At 39.8% G+C, this 25038-nt stretch carries 32 protein-coding genes; 9 read left to right on the plus strand and 23 right to left on the minus strand.

All coding sequences use genetic code 11. The annotated features are described in order from the left end of the window. Window position 1 precedes the first annotated feature (1 nt). From A7985_RS05480 to A7985_RS05510, 7 genes are all read right to left on the minus strand, one after another. Entirely contained in the window at window positions 2–277 is a 276-nt protein-coding gene (locus A7985_RS05480; RefSeq protein ID WP_065789410.1) for a hypothetical protein, read from the minus strand. A 22-nt stretch (window positions 278–299) separates the two neighbouring features. After that, window positions 300–884, minus strand: a complete 585-nt coding sequence (locus A7985_RS05485) for a hypothetical protein (protein ID WP_065789411.1) — start codon at window positions 882–884, stop codon at window positions 300–302. 103 nt (window positions 885–987) lie between these two features. After that, window positions 988–1185 (minus strand): hypothetical protein, encoded by a 198-nt coding sequence (locus A7985_RS05490; protein ID WP_065789412.1) that lies wholly within the window; start codon window positions 1183–1185, stop codon window positions 988–990. A 13-nt stretch (window positions 1186–1198) separates the two neighbouring features. Further along, on the minus strand, window positions 1199–1552 hold the full coding sequence (locus A7985_RS05495) for a hypothetical protein (RefSeq protein ID WP_065789413.1): 354 nt from the start codon (window positions 1550–1552) through the stop codon (window positions 1199–1201). Further along, window positions 1552–1854 (minus strand): hypothetical protein, encoded by a 303-nt coding sequence (locus A7985_RS05500; protein ID WP_065789414.1) that lies wholly within the window; start codon window positions 1852–1854, stop codon window positions 1552–1554. Before A7985_RS05500 ends, A7985_RS05495 begins: the two co-directional genes overlap by 1 nt. Further along, window positions 1851–2159, minus strand: a complete 309-nt coding sequence (locus tag A7985_RS05505) for a hypothetical protein (protein ID WP_065789415.1) — start codon at window positions 2157–2159, stop codon at window positions 1851–1853. The genes A7985_RS05500 and A7985_RS05505 overlap by 4 nt, the downstream gene beginning before the upstream one ends. Continuing rightward, on the minus strand, window positions 2156–2443 hold the full coding sequence (locus A7985_RS05510) for a helix-turn-helix transcriptional regulator (RefSeq protein ID WP_081310432.1): 288 nt from the start codon (window positions 2441–2443) through the stop codon (window positions 2156–2158). The genes A7985_RS05505 and A7985_RS05510 overlap by 4 nt, the downstream gene beginning before the upstream one ends. Before the next feature lie 167 nt (window positions 2444–2610). Between A7985_RS05510 and A7985_RS26375 the strand changes: the two genes are divergently transcribed. Continuing rightward, entirely contained in the window at window positions 2611–3096 is a 486-nt protein-coding gene (locus tag A7985_RS26375; protein WP_065789416.1) for a helix-turn-helix domain-containing protein, read from the plus strand. A 184-nt stretch (window positions 3097–3280) separates the two neighbouring features. Beyond that, window positions 3281–4051: a hypothetical protein gene (locus A7985_RS26380; RefSeq protein ID WP_065789417.1), complete on the plus strand. Its 771-nt coding sequence runs from the start codon at window positions 3281–3283 to the stop codon at window positions 4049–4051. 150 nt (window positions 4052–4201) lie between these two features. On the opposite strand, the gene A7985_RS05525 is transcribed toward A7985_RS26380, so the two are convergent. The 6 genes from A7985_RS05525 to A7985_RS05535 form a co-directional block, all read right to left on the minus strand. Next, window positions 4202–4600, minus strand: coding sequence for a hypothetical protein (locus A7985_RS05525; protein WP_065789418.1), 399 nt, complete (start codon window positions 4598–4600; stop codon window positions 4202–4204). Next, a complete protein-coding gene (locus tag A7985_RS05530; protein WP_065789419.1) occupies window positions 4600–5157 on the minus strand; it encodes a hypothetical protein in 558 nt (185 codons plus the stop codon). Before A7985_RS05530 ends, A7985_RS05525 begins: the two co-directional genes overlap by 1 nt. A 26-nt stretch (window positions 5158–5183) precedes the next feature. Beyond that, complete coding sequence (locus tag A7985_RS26385) at window positions 5184–5339, minus strand: hypothetical protein (RefSeq protein ID WP_176716687.1); 156 nt, start codon at window positions 5337–5339, stop codon at window positions 5184–5186. 185 nt (window positions 5340–5524) lie between these two features. Then, complete coding sequence (locus tag A7985_RS26390) at window positions 5525–5668, minus strand: hypothetical protein (protein WP_176716688.1); 144 nt, start codon at window positions 5666–5668, stop codon at window positions 5525–5527. 15 nt (window positions 5669–5683) lie between these two features. Further along, the gene (locus A7985_RS26395; RefSeq protein WP_176716689.1) at window positions 5684–5833 is read right to left on the minus strand and encodes a hypothetical protein; all 150 of its coding nucleotides are present in this window, start codon (window positions 5831–5833) and stop codon (window positions 5684–5686) included. Between the two features lie 387 nt (window positions 5834–6220). Next, complete coding sequence (locus tag A7985_RS05535; RefSeq protein ID WP_065789420.1) at window positions 6221–6832, minus strand: hypothetical protein; 612 nt, start codon at window positions 6830–6832, stop codon at window positions 6221–6223. 427 nt (window positions 6833–7259) lie between these two features. On the opposite strand from A7985_RS05535, the gene A7985_RS05540 reads away from it, so the two are divergent. The 3 genes from A7985_RS05540 to A7985_RS05550 all read left to right on the plus strand — a co-directional run bounded on the left by A7985_RS05540 (window position 7260) and on the right by A7985_RS05550 (window position 9558). Then, the gene (locus A7985_RS05540) at window positions 7260–7619 is read left to right on the plus strand and encodes a helix-turn-helix transcriptional regulator (protein ID WP_065789421.1); all 360 of its coding nucleotides are present in this window, start codon (window positions 7260–7262) and stop codon (window positions 7617–7619) included. Window positions 7620–7635: 16 nt separating this feature from the next. Beyond that, window positions 7636–8178: an ImmA/IrrE family metallo-endopeptidase gene (locus A7985_RS05545; RefSeq protein WP_065789422.1), complete on the plus strand. Its 543-nt coding sequence runs from the start codon at window positions 7636–7638 to the stop codon at window positions 8176–8178. A gap of 1005 nt (window positions 8179–9183) precedes the next feature. Beyond that, entirely contained in the window at window positions 9184–9558 is a 375-nt protein-coding gene (locus A7985_RS05550; protein ID WP_065789423.1) for a hypothetical protein, read from the plus strand. Between the two features lie 99 nt (window positions 9559–9657). Here the strand turns inward: A7985_RS05550 and A7985_RS05555 are convergent, their stop codons facing one another. Beyond that, window positions 9658–10377, minus strand: a complete 720-nt coding sequence (locus A7985_RS05555) for an excalibur calcium-binding domain-containing protein (protein ID WP_065789424.1) — start codon at window positions 10375–10377, stop codon at window positions 9658–9660. Window positions 10378–10573: 196 nt separating this feature from the next. Here A7985_RS05555 and A7985_RS05560 point away from each other — a divergent pair, with 196 nt between their 5' ends. From A7985_RS05560 to A7985_RS05570, 3 genes are all read left to right on the plus strand, one after another. Then, complete coding sequence (locus A7985_RS05560) at window positions 10574–10978, plus strand: hypothetical protein (protein WP_141685269.1); 405 nt, start codon at window positions 10574–10576, stop codon at window positions 10976–10978. Between the two features lie 213 nt (window positions 10979–11191). Further along, the gene (locus A7985_RS05565; RefSeq protein WP_081310433.1) at window positions 11192–11725 is read left to right on the plus strand and encodes an SLATT domain-containing protein; all 534 of its coding nucleotides are present in this window, start codon (window positions 11192–11194) and stop codon (window positions 11723–11725) included. Between the two features lie 11 nt (window positions 11726–11736). Continuing rightward, the gene (locus tag A7985_RS05570) at window positions 11737–13104 is read left to right on the plus strand and encodes a reverse transcriptase domain-containing protein (RefSeq protein ID WP_065789426.1); all 1368 of its coding nucleotides are present in this window, start codon (window positions 11737–11739) and stop codon (window positions 13102–13104) included. Between the two features lie 24 nt (window positions 13105–13128). On the opposite strand, the gene A7985_RS05575 is transcribed toward A7985_RS05570, so the two are convergent. Continuing rightward, window positions 13129–14331 carry a tyrosine-type recombinase/integrase gene (locus A7985_RS05575; RefSeq protein WP_065789427.1) on the minus strand — a complete coding sequence of 401 codons (1203 nt, stop codon included), beginning with the start codon at window positions 14329–14331 and terminating at the stop codon, window positions 13129–13131. A gap of 125 nt (window positions 14332–14456) precedes the next feature. Here A7985_RS05575 and sbcB point away from each other — a divergent pair, with 125 nt between their 5' ends. Next, the gene (gene sbcB / locus A7985_RS05580) at window positions 14457–15926 is read left to right on the plus strand and encodes an exodeoxyribonuclease I (protein WP_065789428.1); all 1470 of its coding nucleotides are present in this window, start codon (window positions 14457–14459) and stop codon (window positions 15924–15926) included. A 41-nt stretch (window positions 15927–15967) separates the two neighbouring features. Here sbcB and A7985_RS05585 read toward each other — a convergent pair whose 3' ends face one another. From A7985_RS05585 to A7985_RS05625, 8 genes are all read right to left on the minus strand, one after another. After that, on the minus strand, window positions 15968–17137 hold the full coding sequence (locus A7985_RS05585) for a cystathionine beta-lyase (RefSeq protein ID WP_065789429.1): 1170 nt from the start codon (window positions 17135–17137) through the stop codon (window positions 15968–15970). A 3-nt stretch (window positions 17138–17140) separates the two neighbouring features. Then, the gene (gene nudC, locus A7985_RS05590) at window positions 17141–18076 is read right to left on the minus strand and encodes an NAD(+) diphosphatase (protein WP_081310434.1); all 936 of its coding nucleotides are present in this window, start codon (window positions 18074–18076) and stop codon (window positions 17141–17143) included. Between the two features lie 262 nt (window positions 18077–18338). Continuing rightward, entirely contained in the window at window positions 18339–19133 is a 795-nt protein-coding gene (gene nagB / locus A7985_RS05595) for a glucosamine-6-phosphate deaminase (RefSeq protein ID WP_065789431.1), read from the minus strand. Between the two features lie 252 nt (window positions 19134–19385). Further along, window positions 19386–20513, minus strand: coding sequence for a transmembrane glucosamine N-acetyltransferase NagX (nagX, locus tag A7985_RS05600; protein WP_065789432.1), 1128 nt, complete (start codon window positions 20511–20513; stop codon window positions 19386–19388). Between the two features lie 68 nt (window positions 20514–20581). Beyond that, window positions 20582–21700, minus strand: coding sequence for an N-acetylglucosamine-6-phosphate deacetylase (gene nagA, locus A7985_RS05605; RefSeq protein WP_065789433.1), 1119 nt, complete (start codon window positions 21698–21700; stop codon window positions 20582–20584). A 2-nt stretch (window positions 21701–21702) separates the two neighbouring features. Then, a complete protein-coding gene (gene nagK, locus A7985_RS05610) occupies window positions 21703–22614 on the minus strand; it encodes an N-acetylglucosamine kinase (RefSeq protein ID WP_065789434.1) in 912 nt (303 codons plus the stop codon). Window positions 22615–22861: 247 nt separating this feature from the next. Then, complete coding sequence (locus A7985_RS05620) at window positions 22862–23704, minus strand: isopenicillin N synthase family dioxygenase (protein WP_065789436.1); 843 nt, start codon at window positions 23702–23704, stop codon at window positions 22862–22864. A gap of 181 nt (window positions 23705–23885) precedes the next feature. Next, window positions 23886–24995, minus strand: coding sequence for a response regulator (locus A7985_RS05625; RefSeq protein ID WP_065789437.1), 1110 nt, complete (start codon window positions 24993–24995; stop codon window positions 23886–23888). Window positions 24996–25038 lie beyond the last annotated feature (43 nt).

Raw genomic sequence — 25038 nt, forward strand, 5'->3', positions numbered from 1 at the left:
ACTAAACTTCTAGTTTATGAAGTAGCTCGGCGCCTAAATGCAGCTCGTCTAATACCTTTTTGATTTGCGCGTAAATGTCAAAGTCTGCATGTTCACAAATAAGCTTTGCCATTGGCTGCAAATCAGTAAGTACATCTTCGCATGCAATTCGAGTACTAGATGTATCTCTTTTCCAAACTAGGTTAATCGCCTCGTTAGCCTGCTCTACGATTAAATTAACCATTGATTGAGTGATATTCTGATTTTCAGGCAGATCTTGGTCTTTGATATATGTCATTTTCTTGTTCCAAATATTTTATTTAAAAGGGGATGTCGTCTTTGCCAACAGTGATTGGTGCTTGTTTGTGGATGTAAGTGCTTGGCCGTCGGATATTGAAAATACCTTTACTCGCTAATGTTTCGCTTTCAAAAGTGAGGTAGTCGATCCATCCTCCTATGCAGCGCCCCATATATAAATTCCACAACCTTTTAAATAACTCTGGAGAAAATGCTGCAACAATATCGAACCAACTATTGAGTTTATACTGGGTTGGCTGGTAGCTTCCGTTCCATCTGTTTATAATGGTGTCATTAATCCTTCTGACAGCAGATTTTACAATTGAGGGAAGTCTTAAAGTTTGCTCTGCTTGAATTGCTCTTTCGGCTGTAATTAATGTAACGAATCCCCTATTTTTTTTACGCATTGGATTTTTGTGAGAAAGTTTACAAACTTTTATATATGCTGAATTGCACTCAGAATGTAGGTCACCAATAAACTGCTCTAATTGGCTTTTCAGCTCAGCAATTTTATATTCCATCACGAAAACCTTTTTCAAAGCTGCCTTTTCATGTTTTGACAGTTTTAAATGTTTTTCAGACGCAACTTGGTCTTTGATATGTTCCATTTCTTTGGTCCTTTGGGTTAAATTTCGAAAAGGTTGGTGACTAGTGTTTTGGGTTGGTTTTTGCAAAACACAAAGTAGATGCAATCGAAAGGGTTCGTAGAACTCATAGCGCTTTCCTTACTCTGTATTCGTTTACGTCATCGCATTTGGGCAACTTGGCATAGTCTTCTGATGAAAGCTTGGTTAGCTTTTGCAACACCCACTTGTCCATGTAACTGTCAAAGGCTTCGGGGTAACCGCTATTGAGGCGGCGCTTTGTGTATTGGGGTTTACTGAACAGCTTTGTAAAAAAGTTAAACATGATAGCTCCTTGCTTAGTTAACTTTGGCGAAACTGCTGCCTTGAATAAACTTTTGTGGGTCAATTGCCTTAGCATCAAAAAACTGCTGAGAAAGGCCCCTAAACTCTATTATCGCGTCTCGGATAGAAAGTCTCTGGTCATTACTCATTTCATGCCAAAGCATGCCAACTTGTGTTCTGCTAAAGCCGGCGGCAAAACAAAGCAGGTACTTTTGTCTTTCTGGGAGCTGAGCGTAAATACGGCTTGGGCTGTTAAAGTCGCCTTTTAGCTGCTTGCGAGCATTTATAAAGCAAGCAGGTAGCTCGCGCTTTGAACCTTTGATAACTGCTAATTCTGGTACTGTTTGAAGTTGGTTTGGCTGTCCCATCACTTAGCCTCCCCGTTTATGCCTTTAATGTGCTTGTCACGAAATGCTTTAACATCACCAAGGCGGTAGTAATTTCTGCCAAACTTAATAACTTTGGGAAAGTCGTCGTAATTAGCCGCCATATCCCAAAACTTTTTGTGTTTACACAGCAAAATTTCCTTAGCCTCGGCAGTTGTAATAAGGCGGTCATCACCCTCTTTAAGCTGCTCTTTTAGCTCAATGTTTTCTTTAACTACTAAAGAGATAATGCCTTTTACGTCATCAGGTACATTAAGTTGGTCGACTACGCTTAATGAAATCATGAGTTACCTCCAGCCCTTGCTTCATCAACCAGCTTTTTACGAAAGGCTTTAACATCACCAAACCGATAGTAATGGGTATACCCATACGTAACCGCCTTCGGAAAGTCATCATGCTCTTTTGATAAGTCACAAAACTTGTTGCGGGCAATACGTAGGTAGCTCATTGCCTCAGCAGTTGAAACCAAACGCTCGTCACCTTCGTCTAGCTTTTCATTAAGGACTTCAATCTCATGATGCATGCTCAGAAAAATACTTTCAGCTTCAGGAGACAAGCCAAGAGATTTGATTGATTGTTCAGTGATCATGCTGCTTGCTCCTTTTTATGAAGGCTGTTACCACTTTTCAATGTTTGACCATACACTTCATAGAAAGCGTCAATGTCCATAGAGCGCCACAAATCGATATCACTGCCCAACCAGATCACATATTTATTGCTAATCTTATGGCTTGGTGGAAATTTTTTTTGCCCCATCAGTTTGTAAATCATGGCTCTTGAAATTGAACATTTTTCGACGACATCAGCTACCCGGAGGAACTTTTCATCATTACCAACAACATCCCCTGCTAAATTGCGTCTGTAGTTATCCATATTAACCTCGCATATACTAGTAATAGCATCATGCACGGTTCCAATATCAGCCTTGCATATGCTAATCTAATCGATATAAGTTCATTTTAAGCAATAATATCCTCATAACGGATATAAACAGTTCCTCACAAGGAACATGTGACAAATATAGATCCTTGGAAGGTACTATGTCAATTTCTCTAGGTGAAAAATTCAAACTAATTCGGAATACCACAGGCTTGAGTGCAAATAAGTTTGCCGAAAAGGTTGGCATTCCACTGAGTTCATATAAAAAATATGAAGGTGGGCATACTGAAGTGGGTGCACCACCAATAATGGCTATTGCCAACCATCCAGACTTTAAACAGTATGCTTTGTGGCTTATCAATGGAGAGACTAGTCCCGCAGCGGGCCAAATCATGCCTGGAAACGACATAAAAAATGAACCAATGAGTTCATCGTATCTGTCTGAGCAAAAATACAAAGAGCAGTTTGTGGAAGCTGTCACAGATTGCATAATGACATTTGGTTTTTTTCAGTGGATTAAAGTTGATACAGAGAAGATGGATTTTGATAAAGCGTCAGAGTATGTACTCAATAAAGTAACCCCTATTGTTGAAGCTAGATACTCGTCCCAAACACCTAGAACCAGTCAAAAGTCAAATGAAGGGTAAAAGCAAAGCCTTTATCGAACCATACAAGGTTCATATTTCATCTGGGAGGCAGCTAAGAGCGAAAAATGAAAATTGGTGTTCTGTAAAATTCTTGTTTCTTAGATTCTGAGCTATAAGGTTGCTTCCATATTCAGGATAGTGCGCAAGTTGAGAACTATAAAATTGTTAGAGGTAAGGAAGTACCGTGTCTCAAATTAATACTCAAAAAGTTACAAAACCTATTCAATTGTTATCTGCTTGGTTAGTAGGTCTTATTGCTATTAATGGTTCGTTTCTAACCGCAGCTGCAAATATAGATGGTTGGGAAAAATCCTTACTGGTCATCGCAGCTGTAATTAACGTTCCTATATTTTTGGTAGCTATATTTATTTTGCAAACTAAATTTAGACCTGAATTACAAGAAGATTCATTCTATTCCAAATACCTTGACAGCAAGTCAAATAGAGTTGTTAGAGTTGGTAAATTAGACCTCATAGAAAAGGAGCTGGAAGTAATCAAAACACAGGTAATTAACAAACCCGCTCAACAAGTAGCTACAGCAAAACAAGGGTTTAACTGGGGACGTATTTCTATCAATGATAACTTAAGTGACTTTGAGGAAATCAAAACTTACTTTAAAGAAAACAATATACCTATCTACGATATTTTTGGAAAAACTAAAGGTGTAACTGATATTCCAGCAGGTCGTTATATATCTATTGATCATGGTGTTAGTTTTCCTGTTATTGTTGAAATACTTAAACTTGGAATAAAATTCAACATGGATGGGTATGCTTATTATTCAGCGCAAGATGAATTTTCCACTGATGACGTGCTGATTGGCTCATATTCTGACCACGTTGATCATAAATTTTTCCCTATCAACGAAGAACTTAAAAACCTTTTAGAAGAAAAAATTGAACTCTCAGAGCTAAAATGGTTTGAGAAGAAGGGCGTCGTTTCTACTGTCAATTGAAGCATAGCTTTTATCAATGCGTTCCAAGTTGTACCTAAGCTAATTTAGTTGGTCGTTGCCAGCACCTACCCTGACAGATATACTACTATGCATATTATTAGTCTTTAAAACCTTCGGGAGGCATCCCCATTCTCACGAGCACTTTCTCAACTAAACGTTTTTTACAACCGAAAGCTTTGGCTGTTCTTTTGGCGCTAATTTGATTGGTATGTTCTGCATTCGAATACTGTATTCTTTAGCTTTATTAATACTAGCTCTAAGTTGGTCGAACTTTTCCATGGGGTCATTCGAATCCCCAGCCAGCGCTTGCCCTATCTCAACACATATATTGTGAGAAGAAATATTGTCATTAACAATTGAACAGCTAGATTTATCTTCAAACGAGACATCCGCATCTACTCCATTTATTTTTTCATAAAGCGCACTAAACTTTAGCTTTAGCAGCATATAGGCCTCAAGCCTATTAACTTTTTCACAATCTAACGTTGCTAATATTGCAAACGTAGCCACTAGAACAAAAATGGCAATTGATAAAATCAAAATCTCCATTAAGCTTCCTTCTCTTTTTTTATTTTATTCAATCTAGTTGTTACTGGGTACACAGCTACAATAAACAATGCCAGTAAATTACATCCTACAGTAAGTCCCCTATAAATCGACTGTAACCCATTAAAATCGAAGTACCCTCTAGCGATAAGCTGAATAGTATTGATCAACACAATCAATACTATTAAGTGTAAACACCTTTTAGCGGTGATTGAAAACCTACATTTTCTAATTCGGTGAAGAACGTAAATTGCGCCAGCCATCAAAGCTGCATTAACGTTTAGAGAAAAATAGAATAGCCTTCTTAGTTCAAACTTGTCTAGCTCCTGTAACTCCAGCATGCTACTGGCTAAGCCTTGGCCCGTGGTATAAAAGAAAAGGACACAAATTATACAAATAAATGACGAATGCATTTCGTTTTCGTCAGATGACATACATGATGTTTTTCCACCGAAAAACAAATTCCACCTATGTTTTTTGAATTGAATAAGCATGAACAGCAATAGGAGTAATTCAACTCCCCTTATAAGCCATCCAATACCACCTAAAATCTCATTCATGCTTTTCCTTAAGTATTAAACCTTAACTATCCGCCAATTTTGAGCTTTTCCTTTATTAACTCATCTCCAAATACTAATGCCTTAGCCTGAGGTGGCTCGCTAGAATCATGAGTAGTCCCACCCGCAACTTTTCTGAGGTCTTGTGTAGTTAGCTGCTTCAAACTTTTTTTCTTGAGCTTCATATTCTTCATTCCATATTTATAAAACCTTGGTTGTAGGTTTTGTCCTCTTTGCAATTAGCTCTGCAACTGGTGGTTCAGCCGTAGTACCAGCTCCACTTCCACATCCAAAAACTACACCTAACTCTTGTTTAGAAAGACTTTTTAAGTTTCTTTTTTTGAGTCTCATGCTTTTGATGCTCCAAAATTTACAAAGCTTTTACTGTTGGCTTAATTGCCAAATCCATAGCTTGAGGGGGCTCAACAGTACCATTAGAGCCACCTCCTCCACCTTTAACAGCGCTTAGTCCTTTCTCTGACAAGTGTTTTAAACTTCGCTTTTTAAGTCTCATATCTGTCATTCCATGTTAATCTGGATAAACCCAGAAAGGGCCAAGCTCAGTACCCAGTGCCTGTTGTGTTGGAATTACTCCATCGCCGCCACCGCCTGTGCCACCTTTAACTTTGGTTAGCTGGTTAGGTGAAAGCGCTTTTATATCTTTCTTTTTGAGCTTCATTGGTATTTCCTATTTGTAGTTATGAATACGTCCCTATTTACATTACCAAGATGTTAACTTAATTGCTCAAATGTAACAACCATTGCACTAGTTTAGCTCAAACGCAGTGCAACGGGCAAGAAAGCACTGGATAAAAACACAGCAACAATTTAACCAAAATAATCTAAATTAAAAGATAGTTATAACTAGATGGAGGTTTGTAATACAAGGAAGTTCAAAATAGAATGATCCCAAGGAACCACAACGCGACCCCCTTCCTGTTTGAAATAAAGTGCATAGTGCTAATCTTCTCTTTCAATGGGGTAGCGCTGCGCTGCAAGCCAACATTAGCCAGCCTTATAAGGCTAGATAAAACACGTTATTCTGCATTGGCAGTGTAAATGGGATTTAGATTTTAACGTTTTCACAGCCTTTAGCTAGTTTTATACTAGAAGCCTTTAGGGATGTTTTTAAGTCTTCTGTTATGTTTTTTCTTGAATCTAAATCTGAGATAGTTTCTTGTATTCTTTTTGCAAAGTTGCATCTAAACGATTCGGCATGATTTCTTTTCTCTTTGCTTAAAGCTTTGAACCTATCACTTTGTAATACCATTACGTCAGAAGCAACTTTTTCGAGACTTAGATAGTAAAACTGTGTTTTTCGATGTTCATACTTAAGCATGTTCAAGACTCCACTAGCTCTATGACCTAGACCACTTATAAACTCTCTGAAATACCCTTCCAGTGCATAATATTGAAGTGCTTCAACTTCTTTTTTTAGAGTTCTTACCTCTATGAGCGCAGCTTTAGCTTCATTTTTATCTTCATTTGACTGCATCGCTTGGTAAATTGAGGTAAGAGCAGCTAATACTGATACTAGTAACCCTACACCCATTGAGATTGATGGGAGCCTCCCCGCCCAGCCTTGCGAACGATGACAATTTTGACAAATTCGCGCTTCCGTATTAATGGGAGTACAACACCACCGGCATAATTTTTCAGCCTGTTCCTTAACATCCATTTTTCTTTACACCTCAATAGCATCTATCAATCACTTTATATCATTTGCTAACAAGAAGTAGCAAGCAAGCTGACTGCTTAAAATGCAGCCAGATAAATTTTCAAGCCACTGATTCATCTGCATTTCTAGTAAAGATTATGCATGCAACAATAAATGGAAAAATGAGCATTATTTCAACTCTTTGACTTAACAGGACAAGTTTGTCCTTCCGTAACTTGGTGGACATTAGTAGTATCTTTATTTACATAAAAGGCCATTGAGTGAAAATGTCAGCTAAGTAACTAACCCCATCAAGAAATTAACCAACTAGGTTAACAACACTTGACTTTAGGTTAAAAACATGAAATACTATGGTTAAAGGTGGAAAAACACCTCCCATATTGGGTTTAACGGATAAAAATAAGAAATAGTACGAGTGGAGCGGCTTATGTTAACAAAATTTGGAATGGCTATCCGTAAAATACGGATCGACAGAAATATGAAGCTTGGTGACATGGCGAAAGGCTTAGGCGTAACATCGGCTTACTTATCGGCTGTTGAAAACGGTAAGAAGAAGTTAACAAATGACTTTGTAAGTAAGATAGCTGATTACTTAGATCTTTCTTTTGAAGATAGATGTGAAATAGAAGACGCAGCAACTCTTTCACAACAAGAGTTCAGTATTAACGTCAAAGATGAAGACAGTGATTTATTAAGAAGTACTGTTGGAGCTTTTGCAAGAAGAATTGAGTCGTCGGACTTAAGTGATGAAGATGCTGAAGCTATTTTAGAAATTTTGAAGGGATAGTAAGGAATGTAATAACGTGGCAATAAGAACAAAAGGTATAAAAACCAGCCCAAGGAATATTAAACAAATCAGGGAGAAAGTTGAAAAGCTCAAGTCATTTTTCAAAATTGACTTGGAAGAATGTGTGGACATAATCCACCTAATTGATATAACCCTTCCTGATAAAATTCCTGACTTTACATTAGAAATAAAACCAGACTGCGAGATGGAGGACTATGCGGGGTTGACTATACCCTCAGAGTGTAAAATCTATTTAAAACAGTCAGTTTACGATAAAGCTTGCAATGGAGATGGCCAAAGCAGGTTTACTATTGCTCATGAAATTGGTCATTTATTTATGCACGATCAGCCATTAGTTCTCGGTAAGCAAGAAAAGTATTCTGATCACCAAATATGGGAAGATACAGAATGGCAAGCAGACCAATTTGCAGCTGAGTTTTTAATGCCATTTAATATTGTTAAAAACATGAGTTCTTTCCGCGATTTAATGAAAGAATTCATTGTCTCTAATAGTGCTGCAAGATGCAGATTGAGTAAAGTTAAGGGCGAAAAAGATTAATTTCTTTTTCGCTATTAACCGTATTTGGATTTCGTGATAAACAGTCTTGTTTCCACACTGAAATACCTGAATACTTTAAACGTAGCGAGGGAGAGTATATATAAATATGAAAAAAAACACCAATTTTTCGTACACTTTTTTTTGTGGTTTTTTTGCGTTTCAAACAAAACGGTTATGAAAAGACCTTTTTTTATTATAAAAAACAAATAATTAGAGTTATTTAAATAAAGAAACAGTGGTGAGTTGTCCTGTTTCCACATTGTAAAACCTGAGTATTTTAGACGTAGCACTCTTTTCCTACCAAGTTTTTCAATGTTTAGATTATTCAACTCCAAACTAGATTAGAGGATTTTCAAATGCCTTCTAGAACTAAAGTTGTGCCTGTGCGCCGTTATAAAAGATATAAAAACGGCCAGTGGGAAGACGTTTGCAAGCATAAGAGAAGCTTGCCAAGACGCTAAACACTAATGATAAATTAGAAACAGTGGTGAGTTGTCCTGTTTCTACATTGAATACCTTGGGTACTTTAGACGTAGCAATCTATTCCTACCAAGTTTTTCAATGTTTAGGTTATTCAACTCCAAACTAGATTAGAGGATTTTCAAATGCCTTCTAGAACTAAAGTTGTGCCTGTGCGCCGTTATAAAAGATATAAAAACGGCCAATGGGAAGACGTTTGCAAGCATAAGAGAAGCTTGCCACGACGCTAAACACTAATGATAAATTAGAAACAGTGGTGAGTTGTCCTGTTTCTACATTGAATACCTTGGATACTTTAGACGTAGCAATCTATTCCTACCAAGTTTTTCAATGTTTAGGTTATTCAACTCCAACCTATATCGTAGGAATTGAAAATGTTGAACAAGCACATTTTAAACCGATTTATAGCAAATAAACGAGCAGTTACAAAGCGTCTCGAGTGCGGGACTGTAGTCATCGCCAGATAACGCCATTCATTTTGGGGGCTTGCCCCCTTTTTACCAATTAGAAAGTTTAAGGAAGATTATGATTAAACTGATTGCAAATAAAACACACCTAAAGGGACTGTTTGAGTCACTAATGTATTTCATGTTTTTGGCTAGCCTACTTAAGCTCACTATAAGTAATACTTCTCCAGAGGCGTTTTACGAAAGGCTTACTATTGTAATTGCTTTTTTATTACTATCTACTCTAGTCATATTATATTCTTTGATTCATGTCCTAGGACCTATCGTAAAAGCATATCACCCTGATTTTAAGATCCCTTTCGTTGATGCTAAATCCCCTACCGGAATCCCGATGAAAGAGTTCTTTTCCAAAAAAGGGGCTACATTATGGTTGTTTCTTGGAGTTCCATATTATTTGATAGGTATTTACATTGCCGGATTAGGCTTTAATTAGTTTCCCTAGACTTTAAACAATTATCGCCTTGTTCTTGGTAAAGAAACAGGTCAATCTTGACCTGTTTCTTCTTTCTTAGTCTGTATTTTTTAGTTTTTATTATTCACACACTACACCATCACCATCTGCATCTCTCATATACTGGTAGGCAGCATGATCACGAGTCACTGGCGCGATGTTATGACTTCGGGCCTCCGTACAGCTTATCTGCCCGTTTTCGTTATCATCATATAGTGCCAAGACGCCTTGTCTTGGTAAATCATTATTTTCAGGATAGAAAATCATTGCGAAGCTTTGGCAATTGCTCAAAACAGCTTCTAGTGCATTTGCTTCTGCTTGGTCAACGCTTAAGGAGTATTTGGTTTTTATCTCTACAATGCGGTTTGCAAACCAACATTTGTTTTTAATGGGTAACCACTCTGCTGCGTCATAACCACATTTGCCACCCGGGCCACACCGATTGATCTCGGGTGCTGCAAGTGTAAGGTTGAGTAAGTCAGTTGCGAACTCTTTTCTAGTTTCTTCTGATGCATCGCACAGTCCACTGTCGTGCCCTTCTGACGCAGCAACGATATGCTCAATATCTGTTGATGTATCAGACTCAAAATAACGACCTGTATACGGCCCATAAACCAACCCGTCCATATCTTCAACAATGTCATCTTCAACACTTTGGGAATATGGATATTGTTTTTTCTTATCGTATGGTGAACAGCGGTTTTCTTCTGTTACCACCAAGCCTCGCCAGGTATCTTGAGCCATGGCGATAAATGGTAGTTGAGTACTCATGAGACAAACAATTGATAGACGTTTAAACATAGATTTCTCCTTGTTATTTGCAGCTCAAAAAAGTTTACTGCTCGTTTGTTTCAGCACTGTTTACCCTTGTCACCGCTATAGGGTTAATAACAGGCTTTTCACTTTTTCTGTGGATAGGTCAATTTTGACCTTCTTGTTGATCTAACTATAACAATTGCACAAAATACAATAACTGTATATTTAACCAGTATTCGATATGCCTGTTGTAAAATTTAAGTTCAATTACGGACACACTTACCTAACCAGCGGCGGCCTAGCAGCCAAGACCAGTTGTATAACTGGCGATAGCGTGGCGTGCACTATGGCTGATGGGACAAGTCAGTCACTAAAGTTTCGTGGGTTTACGTCAATCTTTAGAACACGTCAGTTTGAGTGTGTAACCGTGCATAACATTATTGGCATCAAGAATGGTAATGCGCTGTTTGGCGGTGGTGACTGGGTTGATGTACAAGGCGACTTTATGGGGGTTTATATTGATGGGTACGTGTATTTGGTGCTTGGTGATCGGGGCTTACCTGTTGTGGATGAGAGCTACGAAAAGCCCAAAGAGAAGCCCCCTGGGCAGGTTGTGAGTATGGAGGAGTTTAGGAAAACTCAATAGTTATCACACGATAGTTAGAAAAAACAATTTATTGACCAAAAATATAAATATATAATATTATATTCCTGCTGGGGGCAACTTGTGTTGGATCTTCATTTTTGAAGGTGAATCTAATAAGTAATACACTTTGTGTATTTGCGCACTACGCGTAAACCTCATTTTGAGGTGTTAAAGTTTCCTAAAAAGTCCCCCAGCACTCAAAAAGGAATTCAAATGTCTGATATTGACGATCATATTTGGTTTACTCGAAAAGCTCGCATTTTCGCCAGCGAAAGGTTATTAAGTAATAACAAGCACTCACAGTATATTCTTATATATTACTCATTGCTTAATGTTATTATTTCAATTTACTCTACAAAGTATGAGTTGATTCTAGGTGAAAGTACCTCACTACATTTGATCATTATGGCAACGTCGATTTTAGTTCTTTCACTTATAGTTTCTAATATGGACTATAAGAGAAAAGCTCTAGAGTTCAAAGATAACTATATCAATCTTCAATTACTGCTTGAAGATAAGTCCATTCATATTAGCTTAAAATGGAAAAAATATTGTGAACTTCTGAAGCAAACAGATAATCATGCGCATATTGATGATTTGATGTTTAGAGTATTAAACAGACATACACTTACCTCTAGAAAGCCTATGAAAAGAGAAATTGCTCATGTTTACCTTTATAGGCTAGCTAAACAAATCATTCTAGCTTTAATTTACTTGTGGCCATTGTTTGCTATTTTTACGCTTTAGGGTAAAGAGTAATGACTGCATATATAAATTTCAGTAGAAACTTCAAAAAGAGAAAGTTGAATTCAACGTATCAAGATCATATTTCTAGTGGTTCTGCTGTCGGCCTAGATAAAGTAACAGCTGAACGCTTCGAAAACACACTTGACCAAGAAATTGATACAATAATAAGAAAAGTCAACAACGAAACTTATAAGTTTACACCGTATAAGCAAAAGCTTATTTCAAAAGGTGCAGACTCAATGCCCAGAGTAATTTCAATCCCTACTTATAGAGATCGATTGACGCTTCGTAGTTTGTGTCAAACACTCTCGGAAACTTACAAAGCCGAATTGCACCTTGAAATACCGCAGGTAAAAATATCACAAGTTAAAGATAATATAACCAATAGGAAATATAGTAAGTATATAAAGATTGATATCTCTGGATATTATCCAAGCATTGATCACGATATGTTATTAAATATCCTAAAAAGAAAAACCCGAAAAAAACAGCTGATAAGTTTAATTCGAAGTGCTATTGAAAACCCTACAATGGCAAAGTCTTCAAAAAATAGGCCCAATAATAATAGAGGTGTCCCTCAAGGCCTCTCAATTTCAAATATATTAGCTGAAATCTACCTTTTTGATTTTGATAAATATTTCAAAAATCTTGATGATATTTTTTACACTAGGTACGTTGATGACATACTAATTTTCTGCCCTGCTAACAAGGTCAAAGCTATCTCTCATAAATGTATTGAAATGTTAAAAGATCTATCTCTTAATCCACATGATTTAGAAGTTGAAGGCTCAAAGTCATGTTCTGGAAACCTTGCAGGCAACTTCGATTATTTAGGGTATAAATTTTCGCAAAGGAAGACGAGTTTAAAAAAACAAAAAATTGAGCGTTTTGAAAGCTCAATAGCTGCCATTTTCACTACATATAGTCATAAAGTCAAAGCGGCTAAGAATGTTAGTGACCTCAATAAGGCATTAAAGATACTCGAGTGGCGATTAAACTTACGAATCACCGGCTGTATTTTCAATAACGCTAAAAGAGGTTGGGTATTCTATTTCTCCCAGTTAGACGACCTAACACTTCTATTCCAAATTGATGCTACGATAAAAAAGCTAATGCGAAGATTTAACGTTGATAAAAAGATAACACCCAAGAAGTTATCTAAAGCATATTTTGAAGCACAACGTGTAGAAAAAGATAGTCATAAATATATTGTTAACTTTGATAGTTTTAACACAAACGAAAAAAAAGATTTTTTGGAGATCTATATAGGCAAAGATAGATTAGCTAAAAAGTCACCTCAAGACATAGATAGACTTTTTGGTATGAGGATTAGAAAAATTATAGAAGAGTTAGAACAAGACCTCGACAACTTTTCATGAAAACTATTTATGTGTACCAATGAATTATAAGCTAACGATTGCATCCTCAACCTTTTTCCAATACAGCTCATAAGCTACAGCCTGATCTTTGAGGTAGTCATGTTTATTGTACACAGCCATGACTCCTCGCATCGCGTGACCTAACATTTTTTCTGTTACGTGCGGCAATACTTCTTGTTCACTTAACAATGTACTTAAAGAACGGCGTGCGTCATGCGGCACAAACTTTGCGACTTTGTGATTGTCATTTAAGTGTTGCCACATACGAGCACAAAACCTATTTACTGCATGAGTTGTGATTGGTTTGTTTGGATTACTGCCCGGTATGACTATTCCACTCTTGCCATAAACCAGAGCCAAATTATCGAGTATTTGGTGCATCTTTTTGCTAATTGGGCGGCGTATTGCTTGATTGGTTTTCGAGTTTTCTGGTGGCACTGTCCAAATGTTATTTTGCAGGTCAAGGTCTTCCCACTTCATGAGCCGGACTTCCGACTGACGTGCACCGGTTAAAAAGATCAGTTGTAAGCACGCTTTATTTGCAGGTGTCGCTTTGGCCTGTTCTATTTGGCGCCATAACAATGCTATCTCATTAAACTGCAAAAAGCGCTGGCCTACTGTAGCCGGCTCCCCAATATCTTTAACTTGTAAGTTGAACAATGTATTACCTTGAGGGATTTCCCCCCTCATTGCCGCCCAGCGTAATATGGTCTTTAGTCGCACAAGCATATTACCCGCGAGCTTTGCTGTGCCTTCCTCCGTTACCATGTCAAAGTATTTAGTCCATAAGATTGGCGTCATTGCGTTTGCAGTAACTTCATTAAGGTAAGGAATAATCCATTTAGACAAGTGGTGGGTGTAGAGCTCTTGGGTTTTAGGTTTGTAACTTGGAACTTTTACTTCCAACCAGCTTTTAGCAAGATCAGACACCGTTGGTTCTGAGACGTCACCTAGTAAGTGTTTTTTGTATGCAACGCGAGGGTCTAGCCCTGATTTAATCCACCCTTTTAACAAGGGCACTAAATCTTGTGCGTCTCTAAGGCTAACTTGAGGATAGTGGCCTAAAGACATAATGACCTGTTTACCCTCAAACCTACATCGATACTGCCAAAGTACAACACCACTCATGTTTCGTTTTACGCGCAAGCCGTCTCTGTGAGACAATGTACACGGAGAATCTTTTTTATTTACGAGATTACGTAGTTTCGCGTCAGTGAGTGCTGCCATAATATGCTATCGTTTTATACACACGTAGTTGTTTTTATATACACATATATATACACACTTGATCGACATTGCAAGAGACTAGAACAAAAAGCGAACAATACAGTTTTAATGTAAACAGTTGATTTATGAACAAAACAGACCAAAAACAGACGCAGCGATCAGAAGAAAATATACCTACAATCTATTGGCACGATTATGAGACTTGGGGAGCCAGTCCTCAGAAAGACAGGCCAAGTCAGTTTGCTGGGATTCGGACTGACTATGATTTGAATATTATTGGCGAACCTCTTATTGAATATTGCCAGCCAGCACCAGACTATTTACCGCACCCTGAGGCGTGTTTAATCACGGGCATTACCCCACAACACGCGCTTAAGCATGGTCTCCCAGAAAGCGAGTTCATGGCAAAAATCCATGCCGAGTTTATCAAGCCAAATACATGTGTTGCTGGCTATAACAGTATTCGGTTTGACGATGAGGTTACCCGTTACAGCCTGTATCGTAATTTTTATGACCCGTACGAGCGTGAATGGCAAAACGGGAATAGCCGTTGGGATATTATTGATCTTGTACGTGCTTGTTATGCACTGCGCCCTGAAGGTATTGAGTGGCCATTGAAAGAAGATGGCTCACCAAGCTTTAGACTTGAAGAGCTCACTGTAGCGAACGGCATTGAACACAGTGCTGCACACGACGCGCTAAGTGATGTGACAGCAACCATAGCACTTGCGAAGTTAATTAAAGAAAAGCAGCCTAAGCTATATCAATTTTTCTTTAACTTACGCACAAAAAAGGCATTAACTGAGCTGGTCGATGTGTTTAATATGCAGCCTTTAGTACACACATCGTCACGAATACCCGCAACGCAGGGTTGTACAACGTGGATCGCACCGATGAGCTTTCACCCGGTCAACAAAAATGCCGTTGTCTGCTTTAACCTAACACATGATCCAAGTGTACTGATTGACTTGTCTGTTGAGGAGTTAAGAGCACGTTTATACACAAAACACGCAGATCTTGAAGAAGGCGAACTTCCTGTTGGTTTAAAACTCGTTCATATCAATAAGTGCCCTATATTAGCACCTGCAAAAACACTGTTGCCTGAAAATGCCGCGCGTTTGGGCATAGATAGAGAGCAGTGCTTGGAGCACTTAAAGTTCTTGAAGTCGCACCCTGAGTTACGCGATAAGGTATCTCAAGTATTTGCCGATCAGGGAGATTTTAGTGAAACAACTAACCCAGATTACCAACTATACAATGGCTTTATAAGTAAGGCTGATAAAGCTAAACTTGCAATCGTGCGCAACTCATCGCCGGTTGAGCTCAGCAGTCTATCGTTAGACTTTGAAGACCCTAAATTTCATGCGTTATTATTTAGATATAGAGCAAGAAACTGGCCCGAAAGTTTATCTCAATCAGAGCTAGAAACTTGGCGAAAATACTGTCAGGGCAAACTCATGCACGGTGAAGATAATCCATCTATCAATGCACAAGACTTTATGCTCACCCTTGAAAATCTAGTGTATGAGCATGAAGGGAACGAAAAGAAAGTCTCGATTTTAAAAGCGCTATATCATTACGCGCAAAGCCTATAAATCAATAAAGGGAGCCCATGGGCTCCCTTTATTCTTTAGAATTAAAGGTGCGATTCGTAAACCTTTAATGCTTGCTCTAAGTCTGCAATAAGATCTTCTACGTCTTCAAGGCCAATGTGTAGACGTATTATAGGTCCATGCTCCCAACCAGTTGTTGTACGCAATGCAGCCATTGTACGGTTGGCTGTCACTAAACTCTCGTACCCACCCCAAGAGAAGCCCATTTTAAAGTGATGTAAACTATCTAAAAAGCGGTTAATTGCTTTTTGGTTTCCTGATTTCATGACAAACGAGAACAATCCATTACTTCCGTCAAAGTCTCGTTTAAAAAACTCATGCCCAGGATTAGTAGGTAACGCCGGATGACGTACATGATCAACAAGTGGATGATCTACGAGCCAGTTGGCGACTTTTATCGCACTTTTTTCATGCTGCTGTAGACGAACAGGCATTGTTCTTAAACCTCTCAAAGCCAAATAGGCATCATCTGCAGATGTACACTGGCCAAGAAGATATGAGTTTTCACGTAACGTTGGCCAATACGCTTCACTTGCAACGGCAACCCCCATCATCACATCAGAGTGACCTACGATGTATTTAGTTGCCGCTTGCATACTGATGTCTACGCCATGGTCAAGCGGCCTGTAATGCCAGCCATTACCATAGGTATTATCTAGCATAGTGATCAAGCCATTTGCTTTTGCCTCTTTAACCAATGCGGGTACGTCTTGTACTTCCATAGTGATTGAACCTGGAGACTCTAGAAATAACACTTTGGTGTTCTCTTGAATCAGATCTTTTATACCCGCACCAATCATTGGATCATAATATGTAGTCGAAATCCCAAGCCCAGCTAAGATTTTGTCGCATAGATCTCGAGTCGGCTCATAAGCCGTATCAACCATCAACAAGTGATCGCCCGTCTTTAAAAAAGATAGTAAGCTTTGGCTGATTGCGGCCGCGCCACTTGGGTACAGTGCACACCCCGCGCCATTTTCTAGCTCAGTGATGGCGTCTTGCAACGCGTAATGGGTATTGGTCCCTCTACGACCATAAAATAGCGTGCGGTTACCACGTTCTTTAATCGCCTCATGCATATCTGCCACAGAGTCAAATACAACTGTAGACGCACGTTGAACTACTGGATTAACTACACCTTGCGTATATTGCGATTTGCGCCCTGCGCTCGCTAATTTAGTATTCTTTTTCATTGTTTACTCTTTATCTGGTAGTTGACGCCAATGTTCAACTAAAAAACGTGATATTGAATCTGGTCTCGTTAGCTTGTAGCCCGGTACATCGTCCCCCCACTGCGCAAAGTTGTTGAGGTCCTCTCGAGAAAACCACTGCGCATGTTCAAGTTCATCTTGTTCAACAAAAATATCCGTTGTCGTTGCTGTAGCGATAAACCCAAGCATCAATGAAGAAGGAAACGGCCAAGGCTGTGAAGCCAAATACTCAACATTCGAAACTTTGACGCCGGCTTCTTCCTCAACTTCACGTGCCACGGCTTGCTCGAGTGTCTCGCCAGGATCTACAAACCCGGCTAAAGTAGAATAAACGCCCTCGGGCCAAGTATCTTGTCGACCAAGTAAGCAGCGTTCAACACCATCAGGGAACGTGTGCTTAACCAACATAATGACGGCAGGATCAGTTCTTGGAAACGTCATGTGTTTACACTCTTTATTCGTACATAAACGAGCGTGTCCAGCTTCAACGCTAAAGTTTTCACAACCACAGCGACCACAAAAATGGTGAGTTTTATGCCAATAACATAGGCCCCGCGCCAATACGCCTACAGAAGCACTCACCTGCTCTATTTTAGGACCGACTTTTCTCATATCTGCAAATTGATAGTCACCGTCTTGGCCGTCATCTGTGCATAGACTCAAGTGATTTTGTAACTCGTCAATTGAAAGACCCGATACATCTAATGCAAAATACGAAAACTTATCATCTTTGCCTAAAAATACGGCGTTATTTCTATCAAACTGTTCTATTTGGGACTGTTTTAACAATGCTAATTCGGACAGGTCACGAGAAAAAAGGTTTTGGTCGTTATGGATTAATAACCAGCGGCTGCATTCACCATATTGCGTGAGTAACCAATTTTTATCTTTTCGCTGAGCAGACGCTCTATCTAGCGTCATTTGTGTGTAGTACAACAAATGCTTGTCCTTTTTAGTTTAGTGTCATTATTTTTATTAAAACTAGCAGTTGCCAACAAAAGTGATTTATACACGCAATGTCCCATAGCCCAATAGCTTAAGCTCTCTTAATCGCGCAAATAACAACCAATTGCACTGCCTTTACTTGCTAAAAAGCCAAGCTAACAATAGTCGTCGGGTTTGCCAATAGTCTAGGCAAAAAAAAAAGCCCTTTCGGGCTTTAAAACTACAGTGTGATTTCACACTACAGAGAGGCAAGATGTGCTTGAAGCTTCTGGTTCTCAGCTTCAATGTGTTTGTAAAACTCGATATTGTCTAGCTTGCTTGCTGCTGCTTCGTCTATAACAATGACTGCATCACGATGTAACTGCAATGCTGATGCAGGGCATGAAGCCGTAAGAGGTCCTTCAACAGTCGCTTTAATAGCGTCTGCTTTGTTTTCGCCGGTAGCTAACAAAACAACCTTTTTAGCATCAAGGATTGTTCCAATACCCATCGTGATAGATAAGTGAGGTTGATATTCATCAGCAGAGAAAAAACGAGCATTGTCGTCGATCGTTTCTTTTGTCAATGTTTTAACGCGTGTTCTTGAAGTCAATCCAGATGAAGGCTCATTGAACCCAATATGACCATTACGACCAATACCCAGTAGTTGAACATCGATTCCGCCCGCAGCAACAATTTGCCCTTCATATTCTTGGCATGCTTCAACTGGGTTTTTCGCATTGCCTGGTGGCACATGTGTATGGTCTTTGTTGATGTCAACGTGATTGAATAACTGTTCATTCATGAAGTATCGATAGCTTTGCGGGTGACTTCCCTCAAGGCCAAGGTATTCATCTAAGTTAAAAGTGACCGCGTTTTTAAAACTGATCTCGTTGTTGCGAGTCTTCTCTATCAAATTTTGATACAAAGCTACAGGTGTAGAACCAGTAGCCAAACCCAACACCGATTCTGCTTTACGATTTAACTGATTTGCGAATATATCTGCACCATAAGCAGCGACTTCAGCAGCATTTTTTAGAATTACTATTTGCATGATATTAAAGCTCAATGTTGAGAAAAATAAGAAAAAATGGGATCTGAGCCTTGCTTCGCGTGCAATCAAAACAAGGTCAGATCAAAACCTAATTGGGATACACTGTATTAGGTTATTACCATTATGACAACGCTGTCATTATTATCAGAAAAAAGAGCTTTGTAAAGTAAAAGTGAAGAAAAACTTGTATTTTTTTTGTGCCAATAAAAAACGTTGCTTAAAAGCAACCGTTTTGCAGGTGATTGTTATTCATTAAACACTAACGAATATTTTGCGTTTATACATCCAGTGAAGCACGAGTAACTGTACTAACAGTAGTGCTACAACAGATATCAATGGCTGCCAGTTGGCGCCCACGGCATTAACAAACCCACCAAATACACTGAGACTTACATAGTCCCAGTTGACTAGACTTGATGCCAAATAAATAATAATCGAGTTGGCACCGATAATAACGAATGGATAGGCAAACTTCTGGCCATTTAAAATATCAACCAACGCATAAAAAACTGCCAGCAAAATTGCACTCCACCCTATCGTTACAAGGACAAACGAGCTGGTCCATAACTCTTTATTCACCGGAAATTGCAAATGCCACAACCAACCCAATGCCACACTAAGGATGCCCGCCGCAAATAAATACCCAGCGACCTTCCACTGGCCGAGTTTATCTGCTTTTGCTATCAATTGGCCTGCAAATACGCCTGCTATCGCATTCACAATCGCTGGTACACTAGACAGGATCCCCTCAGGATCAACCGGTCTGTTTTGATAAGTAATGCCCGGTAATAAATTTTGATCAAACCAAGCATTCCAGCTGCCAGTTCCAGGTGCTGCCAACTGTCCAGCACTGCCACCCGGTACCGGTATAAAGTTCAGCAATAGCCAATAACCAGCCAAAATGCCGCCAGCCACAAGCCCTGTCGTTCTTAAACTCGTATGCCAAACGAGCATTGCACAAAAAAACCAAGCGATAGCAATTCGACCAAGCACACTAGAATAACGGATTTCATCTAAAGCGAGAGGAATACCGGTTCCCCAACCATGGTTATACATAACGCCCAGAGCACATAACAACAACAAGCGCTTTACTGCTTTTTGATAATAAGGCTTACGCTCACTGAGCGGCAGATGATCAATACGCTTGGGCGACAGCCCCATAGCTACGCCAGATAAGAAAATAAATAACGGGAAAATCAAATCGTAAAAAGTGAAACCGTGCCATGGGCTATGTACTGTGTGTGCTTCAAAAAGCTTCCACCCTTGCCAGCCTGTTAGTACAAACAAAGCGGCAAAAATAGATTGGCCTCCTAAGATCCAAAACATATCCATCCCGCGCAGTGCGTCGAGAGAGGTCAATCTTTGTTTTTTATTTGTCATCAATACCTTTCCTGCAAAAACAAAAAATCCCCGCTAAACTACAGCGGGGGTTTTTACCCAGGGAACTTTTAAATTTGTTGCCCACCAATGAAGTTACAAAGCACTTCTTGGCTGTCATTTAGTAGTACAAAGTCCGCATCAGCACCTTCTAGTAGGTGACCTTTAGTATTCAGCCCTAAATATTGAGCTGGATACAAAGAAGCCATTCTAAGTGCTTCAATTAGCGTGATGTCGAGCGTATTCACTGAATTTCTGACTGCACTTGCCATATCCAGCACGCTGCCAGCCAATTCTCCAGTTGTCGAATTCAATCTGTCACCAGTTCTTATCACCTTGCGGCCATCGAAAAAGTCGAACTCCATATCGTCTGTGCCTACTGGTGGCATCGCATCCGTGACCAACATGATTTTTCCACGCTGCTTAGAGCGAATTGCCAATTTTGCCGACGCCGGATGTACATGGTGTCCATCCACAATCAATCCACACCATGCGTTATCTTCCCAAAGTGCAGCACCTACAACACCAGGCTCTCTCGAGGTGTATGCAGACATCGCATTAAATAAATGCGTAAATCCATCAACACCGATTTCTAACGCTGCCATAGTCGTTTCATAGTCAGCATTGGAGTGCCCAATACTCACTTTGACACCCAGTTCGATAAGTCGCTTGATATCAGCCAGCGGTACAGTTTCAGGGGCAAGCGTGACCATTTTTATACCCAGATCTTGTCTCGCGTATACGGCAAACTCCTGCTCTGAGATTGGGCGGATAAATTGCTCGCTATGCGTCCCTTTTTTGGGGTGAGATAGATGAGGACCTTCAAAATGAATACCTACCACACCTGGTTCATTGGCTGCAATCGCTTGTGCTGTTGCATCAGCCGCGCGCTCCATGACTTCTATTTTGTCAGTGATCAAGGTTGGCATGAGTGCCGTTGAACCGAACTTCGCATGCGCTGATACAATCGTTCTTAAACACTCTACTGACTGCTCAGCGTTAAAAAAACCGCCGCCGCCGCCGTTTACTTGAACATCAATAAAACCGGGGGCGACCAAGCCTTCAAGTCTTTCTGGCTGTAAGTCCGACTCTTGCGTCGCATAAGAGATTTTTCCATCAACAACCAGAAACTCAACATTCTGTTTTAATTTGTGCCCATCAAAAAATTGACTTGCCAAATATTTTTTCATTCTTATACCGCCTTTTCTGACTGCTGCTCAACACTTTGGATTGCAAAGAAAATTGCGCCCATCTCAGGCGGCTGCTTTGGAGTTTCAACAATCTTTGCAATTTCAGGGTCAAGCCATTTACGTAGAGGCTCTGATAAACCACCGATCATAGACAATCTTGGCGGGTTATTCTCCATTAACCGATGAGCTAGGTTACTGATATACTTTGCTCCGGTCTCTACAATTTGAAGTGCCACTTCGTCTTTATCTTCTGCTGCTGCAAGCACAAAGCGCGCTAATTGAGCATAGCTACTAGATGGTTTCCCGGCCATTTGCTCGGCAATCCCCATCGCGGTTGTTGTATTAAAATGCTGCTTTAATGTCTCGCTCAATACAGTCTCGGGGCCTAGCTTATCAATACCTAACAACGCTGCTTTTACGGCCTCAAGACCCATCCAAGCACCACTACCCATGTCACCTTGGGCAAAGCCATGCCCACCATAGTTAACAGAAACACCATCAACCATCGCAAATCCACAAGAACCCGTACCTGTTATGATTACAGCCCCATCACCGCCTTCATGCGCGCCGATGCAAGCCGTGTGCAAATCAGTCGTTAAGAACATTTGCTTAAACGGATGGTCCCATCTCATAATTTTGTCATGTAAAGCAGGTAGATTTACGCCAGCAAGCCCTAAGCCTGCATAGAGGTTATGCACTGCTTCTATTCTAAGTCCAGCATCCTGCAACGCCAATTGTGTCGACACCATGATCGATTCAATTGTTCTCTCAAAACCATGAAGAGGATTAGCGGGCCCACCAAGACCAGTGCCCAAAACGCCGTTTTTCATCGAGTAGATGGTGGCTCGACACTTTGTCCCTCCTCCATCGATACCTATATACAACTGGTCTTGTTCAACCTGTTTAGCCATCATTAAGCGACCCCTAAGAAGTAAGATATGAACGCGAATTTCTTCGCGACACAGTATTCAGTCATGTTGATTTGATGTTACACAATAAATGACAGCGTTGTCATTAAGTTTTTTATTATTTTTTCTCAGTTTGAGAAATTCTAATATTGCACACTTTAAATTAATTGTCAGGAAAAAATCGATTTTATCGGTTAAAACGACATAAAAAAACGGCCTATAAAAGACCGTTTTTTTATTATTTATCAGTGAATTACTTAACACCCAATTCACGAAGGCGTTCTTGCAGGTATGAGTCTGCAGTGTAACGCTCTGATAAAACTACCTCAGGTTTAGGATGTAAAAATAGAGGGAGTGAGATGCGAGATTTATCGCTTGCTTTACCAGTTGGGTTAATCACTCGGTGAATTGTTGACGGGAAATAACCGCCTGATGCCTCTTGTAGCATGTCACCGATGTTGATGATTAATGAACCAAAATCACAAGGTACATCTAACCAACTGCCGTCGCCCTTTTGAACTTGTAAACCAGGTTCATTTGAAGCTGGAAGCACAGTCAATAAATTAATATCGCCATGTGCTGCGGCGCGGATTGCACCCGGCTCTTCATCACCCGTCATTGGCGGGTAATGTAAAACGCGTAGTAGCGTTTGATCTGAGTCTTTGATCATATCTTTTAGATCGATCGAAAACTTCTCACGTACATCTTCTGGTGATTCTGCTTGAACCCAGCTTAGTAGCTCAGCTGCAAATTCATTTGCAAGGCGATAGTACTCTCTGATTTCAGCATCTAGCTGAGCAGGAACGCGCCCTTTTGGATAAACGTGAAAATATTCCTTAATATCTTTTACAGTAAAGCCTTTAGCGACTTCTGAAACTTCCGGTGGAAAATAGCCGTCTTGAGTGTCCTTGTCAAATAGGAAGTCGTGCTTTTCTTCTGTGTAGAAGAACTCTTGCCAGTTTTTATAGATAGACTCTACTAACTCTTTAGGAATTGGGTGATTTTTTAAAACACCAAAACCTGTGTTACGTAGAGACTCAACAAATTCTTTTGCTGCTGTTTCTGACTTATAATCAACTGTAGGTAGCTGTTGCATAATGGTTCCACCAATTTAATTGCGTGACTTCAATTCAAAACATTAATTAGAAGAATTATTTATAATTAACCTTAAGAATAAAGATATAAAATCTTTGCTCGGCGAGCTTAGTGAAATACGAGGCCACAGATAAGGACTTATGTCCGCCTTATGGTTGATTAGTTTAGTTCATTGACACAGATCAACCAGCTTCTAAAGGTATTAGTATCACCCATTCAAGTCCGCGCCCTCTCTCAAAAATCTGATAGCTTCCGTGTAAGGCATTTGTGATTAAGTTTGCAGTAACAGCTGCACTTAGTCCTACATGACCAGCATTCCCTCTTTTTGTCGTTACAAAAGGTTTTAACAACTCTTCTACTGTTAGATTTTGCAGCCCCTGACCATAGTCATAGTAATCTATTTGAATCGCTTGATCTGCTTTCTCGATTTCAATTGTAATGGGTTTAGAACCCGCTAGCTTGCCGTGTGCTAAAGAATTAGCAATCAGATTATCTAAAACGGTCGATAAAACTTCATCGTCCGCGATAATAGTATCAGTGAGGGCACGCACCTCCAGTTGCAGAGCTTCATCCTGCCAGCGCTCCTTTAAACTCTCAAAAAAGCCACGCGCTTCTATTTCTCTTGGGTTACTGGGGCGCTCTACTTGCGCAATTTCTTTTAGCATTTTTACAAATTTTGCGACTCTGACTAAACTTCTTTCACATAACCCTGCACTTTCTAAAGAATCATCGAGCCCATCTGATAACTGCTCTGCACTGAGTGTTTGCCCATCAAAAGCGCTTCGTAATTCATGTAGAATACCATCAAAATGTGTCACAGCGGTTATTGCAGTACCCAACGGAGTATTTATCTCATGGGCAACACCAACGACCATTTGGTTCATTACATGAGACAAATGCTGGCGAACAGCTAACTTATGGGCTTCAATCAGTTTTAATTGGGTATTTACTCTCGCGATTACTTCTGCTGGTTTAAAGGGCTTGGTTATATAATCCACGCCGCCTACTTCTAAAGCCGCTACTATATTGTCAGTTTCACTTTGGGCACTGACAAATATGATGGGAATTTGAGCTGTATTCTCAACTTTTTTTAGTGCTCGACAAAACTCCAACCCGTTCATGTGCGGCATTTTAATATCTGAGATAATTAGGTCTGGCAAATGCTCTCCAACAATGGTCAATGCGACCTCAGCACTGATAGCGGCATAAACCTTGTGACCCTCATTACGCAGTATGAGTTGAAGGATCTGTAGATTTTCTGCTACATCATCAACAATTAGGATGTTCGCCATGTAAACACTCCTTACGGTTCTTCCGTTTTTACCGTCTCAATCA

The sequence above is a fragment of the Pseudoalteromonas luteoviolacea genome (assembly GCF_001696455.1).
GTDB lineage: Bacteria > Pseudomonadota > Gammaproteobacteria > Enterobacterales > Alteromonadaceae > Pseudoalteromonas > Pseudoalteromonas luteoviolacea_C.

Bases quoted from the DNA above. Each gene is read 5' to 3' on its own strand.
- A7985_RS05510 (WP_081310432.1), bottom strand. From the start codon at position 2,443: ATGGATAACTACAGACGCAATTTAGCAGGGGATGTTGTTGGTAATGAT.
- A7985_RS05625 (WP_065789437.1), bottom strand. From the start codon at position 24,995: ATGGCGAACATCCTAATTGTTGATGATGTAGCAGAAAATCTACAGATC.
- nagB (WP_065789431.1), bottom strand. From the start codon at position 19,133: ATGCAAATAGTAATTCTAAAAAATGCTGCTGAAGTCGCTGCTTATGGT.
- A7985_RS05560 (WP_141685269.1), top strand. From the start codon at position 10,574: ATGCCTGTTGTAAAATTTAAGTTCAATTACGGACACACTTACCTAACC.
- nagK (WP_065789434.1), bottom strand. From the start codon at position 22,614: ATGATGGCTAAACAGGTTGAACAAGACCAGTTGTATATAGGTATCGAT.
- A7985_RS05490 (WP_065789412.1), bottom strand. From the start codon at position 1,185: ATGTTTAACTTTTTTACAAAGCTGTTCAGTAAACCCCAATACACAAAG.
- A7985_RS05525 (WP_065789418.1), bottom strand. From the start codon at position 4,600: ATGGAGATTTTGATTTTATCAATTGCCATTTTTGTTCTAGTGGCTACG.
- A7985_RS05555 (WP_065789424.1), bottom strand. From the start codon at position 10,377: ATGTTTAAACGTCTATCAATTGTTTGTCTCATGAGTACTCAACTACCA.
- A7985_RS05495 (WP_065789413.1), bottom strand. From the start codon at position 1,552: ATGGGACAGCCAAACCAACTTCAAACAGTACCAGAATTAGCAGTTATC.
- A7985_RS05500 (WP_065789414.1), bottom strand. From the start codon at position 1,854: ATGATTTCATTAAGCGTAGTCGACCAACTTAATGTACCTGATGACGTA.
- A7985_RS05585 (WP_065789429.1), bottom strand. From the start codon at position 17,137: ATGAAAAAGAATACTAAATTAGCGAGCGCAGGGCGCAAATCGCAATAT.
- A7985_RS05540 (WP_065789421.1), top strand. From the start codon at position 7,260: ATGTTAACAAAATTTGGAATGGCTATCCGTAAAATACGGATCGACAGA.
- nudC (WP_081310434.1), bottom strand. From the start codon at position 18,076: ATGACGCTAGATAGAGCGTCTGCTCAGCGAAAAGATAAAAATTGGTTA.
- A7985_RS26385 (WP_176716687.1), bottom strand. From the start codon at position 5,339: ATGAAGCTCAAGAAAAAAAGTTTGAAGCAGCTAACTACACAAGACCTC.
- A7985_RS05535 (WP_065789420.1), bottom strand. From the start codon at position 6,832: ATGGATGTTAAGGAACAGGCTGAAAAATTATGCCGGTGGTGTTGTACT.
- A7985_RS26375 (WP_065789416.1), top strand. From the start codon at position 2,611: ATGTCAATTTCTCTAGGTGAAAAATTCAAACTAATTCGGAATACCACA.
- A7985_RS05620 (WP_065789436.1), bottom strand. From the start codon at position 23,704: ATGCAACAGCTACCTACAGTTGATTATAAGTCAGAAACAGCAGCAAAA.
- A7985_RS26390 (WP_176716688.1), bottom strand. From the start codon at position 5,668: ATGAGACTTAAAAAGCGAAGTTTAAAACACTTGTCAGAGAAAGGACTA.
- A7985_RS05505 (WP_065789415.1), bottom strand. From the start codon at position 2,159: ATGATCACTGAACAATCAATCAAATCTCTTGGCTTGTCTCCTGAAGCT.
- A7985_RS05530 (WP_065789419.1), bottom strand. From the start codon at position 5,157: ATGAATGAGATTTTAGGTGGTATTGGATGGCTTATAAGGGGAGTTGAA.
- A7985_RS26395 (WP_176716689.1), bottom strand. From the start codon at position 5,833: ATGAAGCTCAAAAAGAAAGATATAAAAGCGCTTTCACCTAACCAGCTA.
- nagX (WP_065789432.1), bottom strand. From the start codon at position 20,513: ATGACAAATAAAAAACAAAGATTGACCTCTCTCGACGCACTGCGCGGG.
- nagA (WP_065789433.1), bottom strand. From the start codon at position 21,700: ATGAAAAAATATTTGGCAAGTCAATTTTTTGATGGGCACAAATTAAAA.
- sbcB (WP_065789428.1), top strand. From the start codon at position 14,457: ATGAACAAAACAGACCAAAAACAGACGCAGCGATCAGAAGAAAATATA.
- A7985_RS05565 (WP_081310433.1), top strand. From the start codon at position 11,192: ATGTCTGATATTGACGATCATATTTGGTTTACTCGAAAAGCTCGCATT.
- A7985_RS05570 (WP_065789426.1), top strand. From the start codon at position 11,737: ATGACTGCATATATAAATTTCAGTAGAAACTTCAAAAAGAGAAAGTTG.
- A7985_RS05485 (WP_065789411.1), bottom strand. From the start codon at position 884: ATGGAACATATCAAAGACCAAGTTGCGTCTGAAAAACATTTAAAACTG.
- A7985_RS05550 (WP_065789423.1), top strand. From the start codon at position 9,184: ATGATTAAACTGATTGCAAATAAAACACACCTAAAGGGACTGTTTGAG.
- A7985_RS05480 (WP_065789410.1), bottom strand. From the start codon at position 277: ATGACATATATCAAAGACCAAGATCTGCCTGAAAATCAGAATATCACT.
- A7985_RS05575 (WP_065789427.1), bottom strand. From the start codon at position 14,331: ATGGCAGCACTCACTGACGCGAAACTACGTAATCTCGTAAATAAAAAA.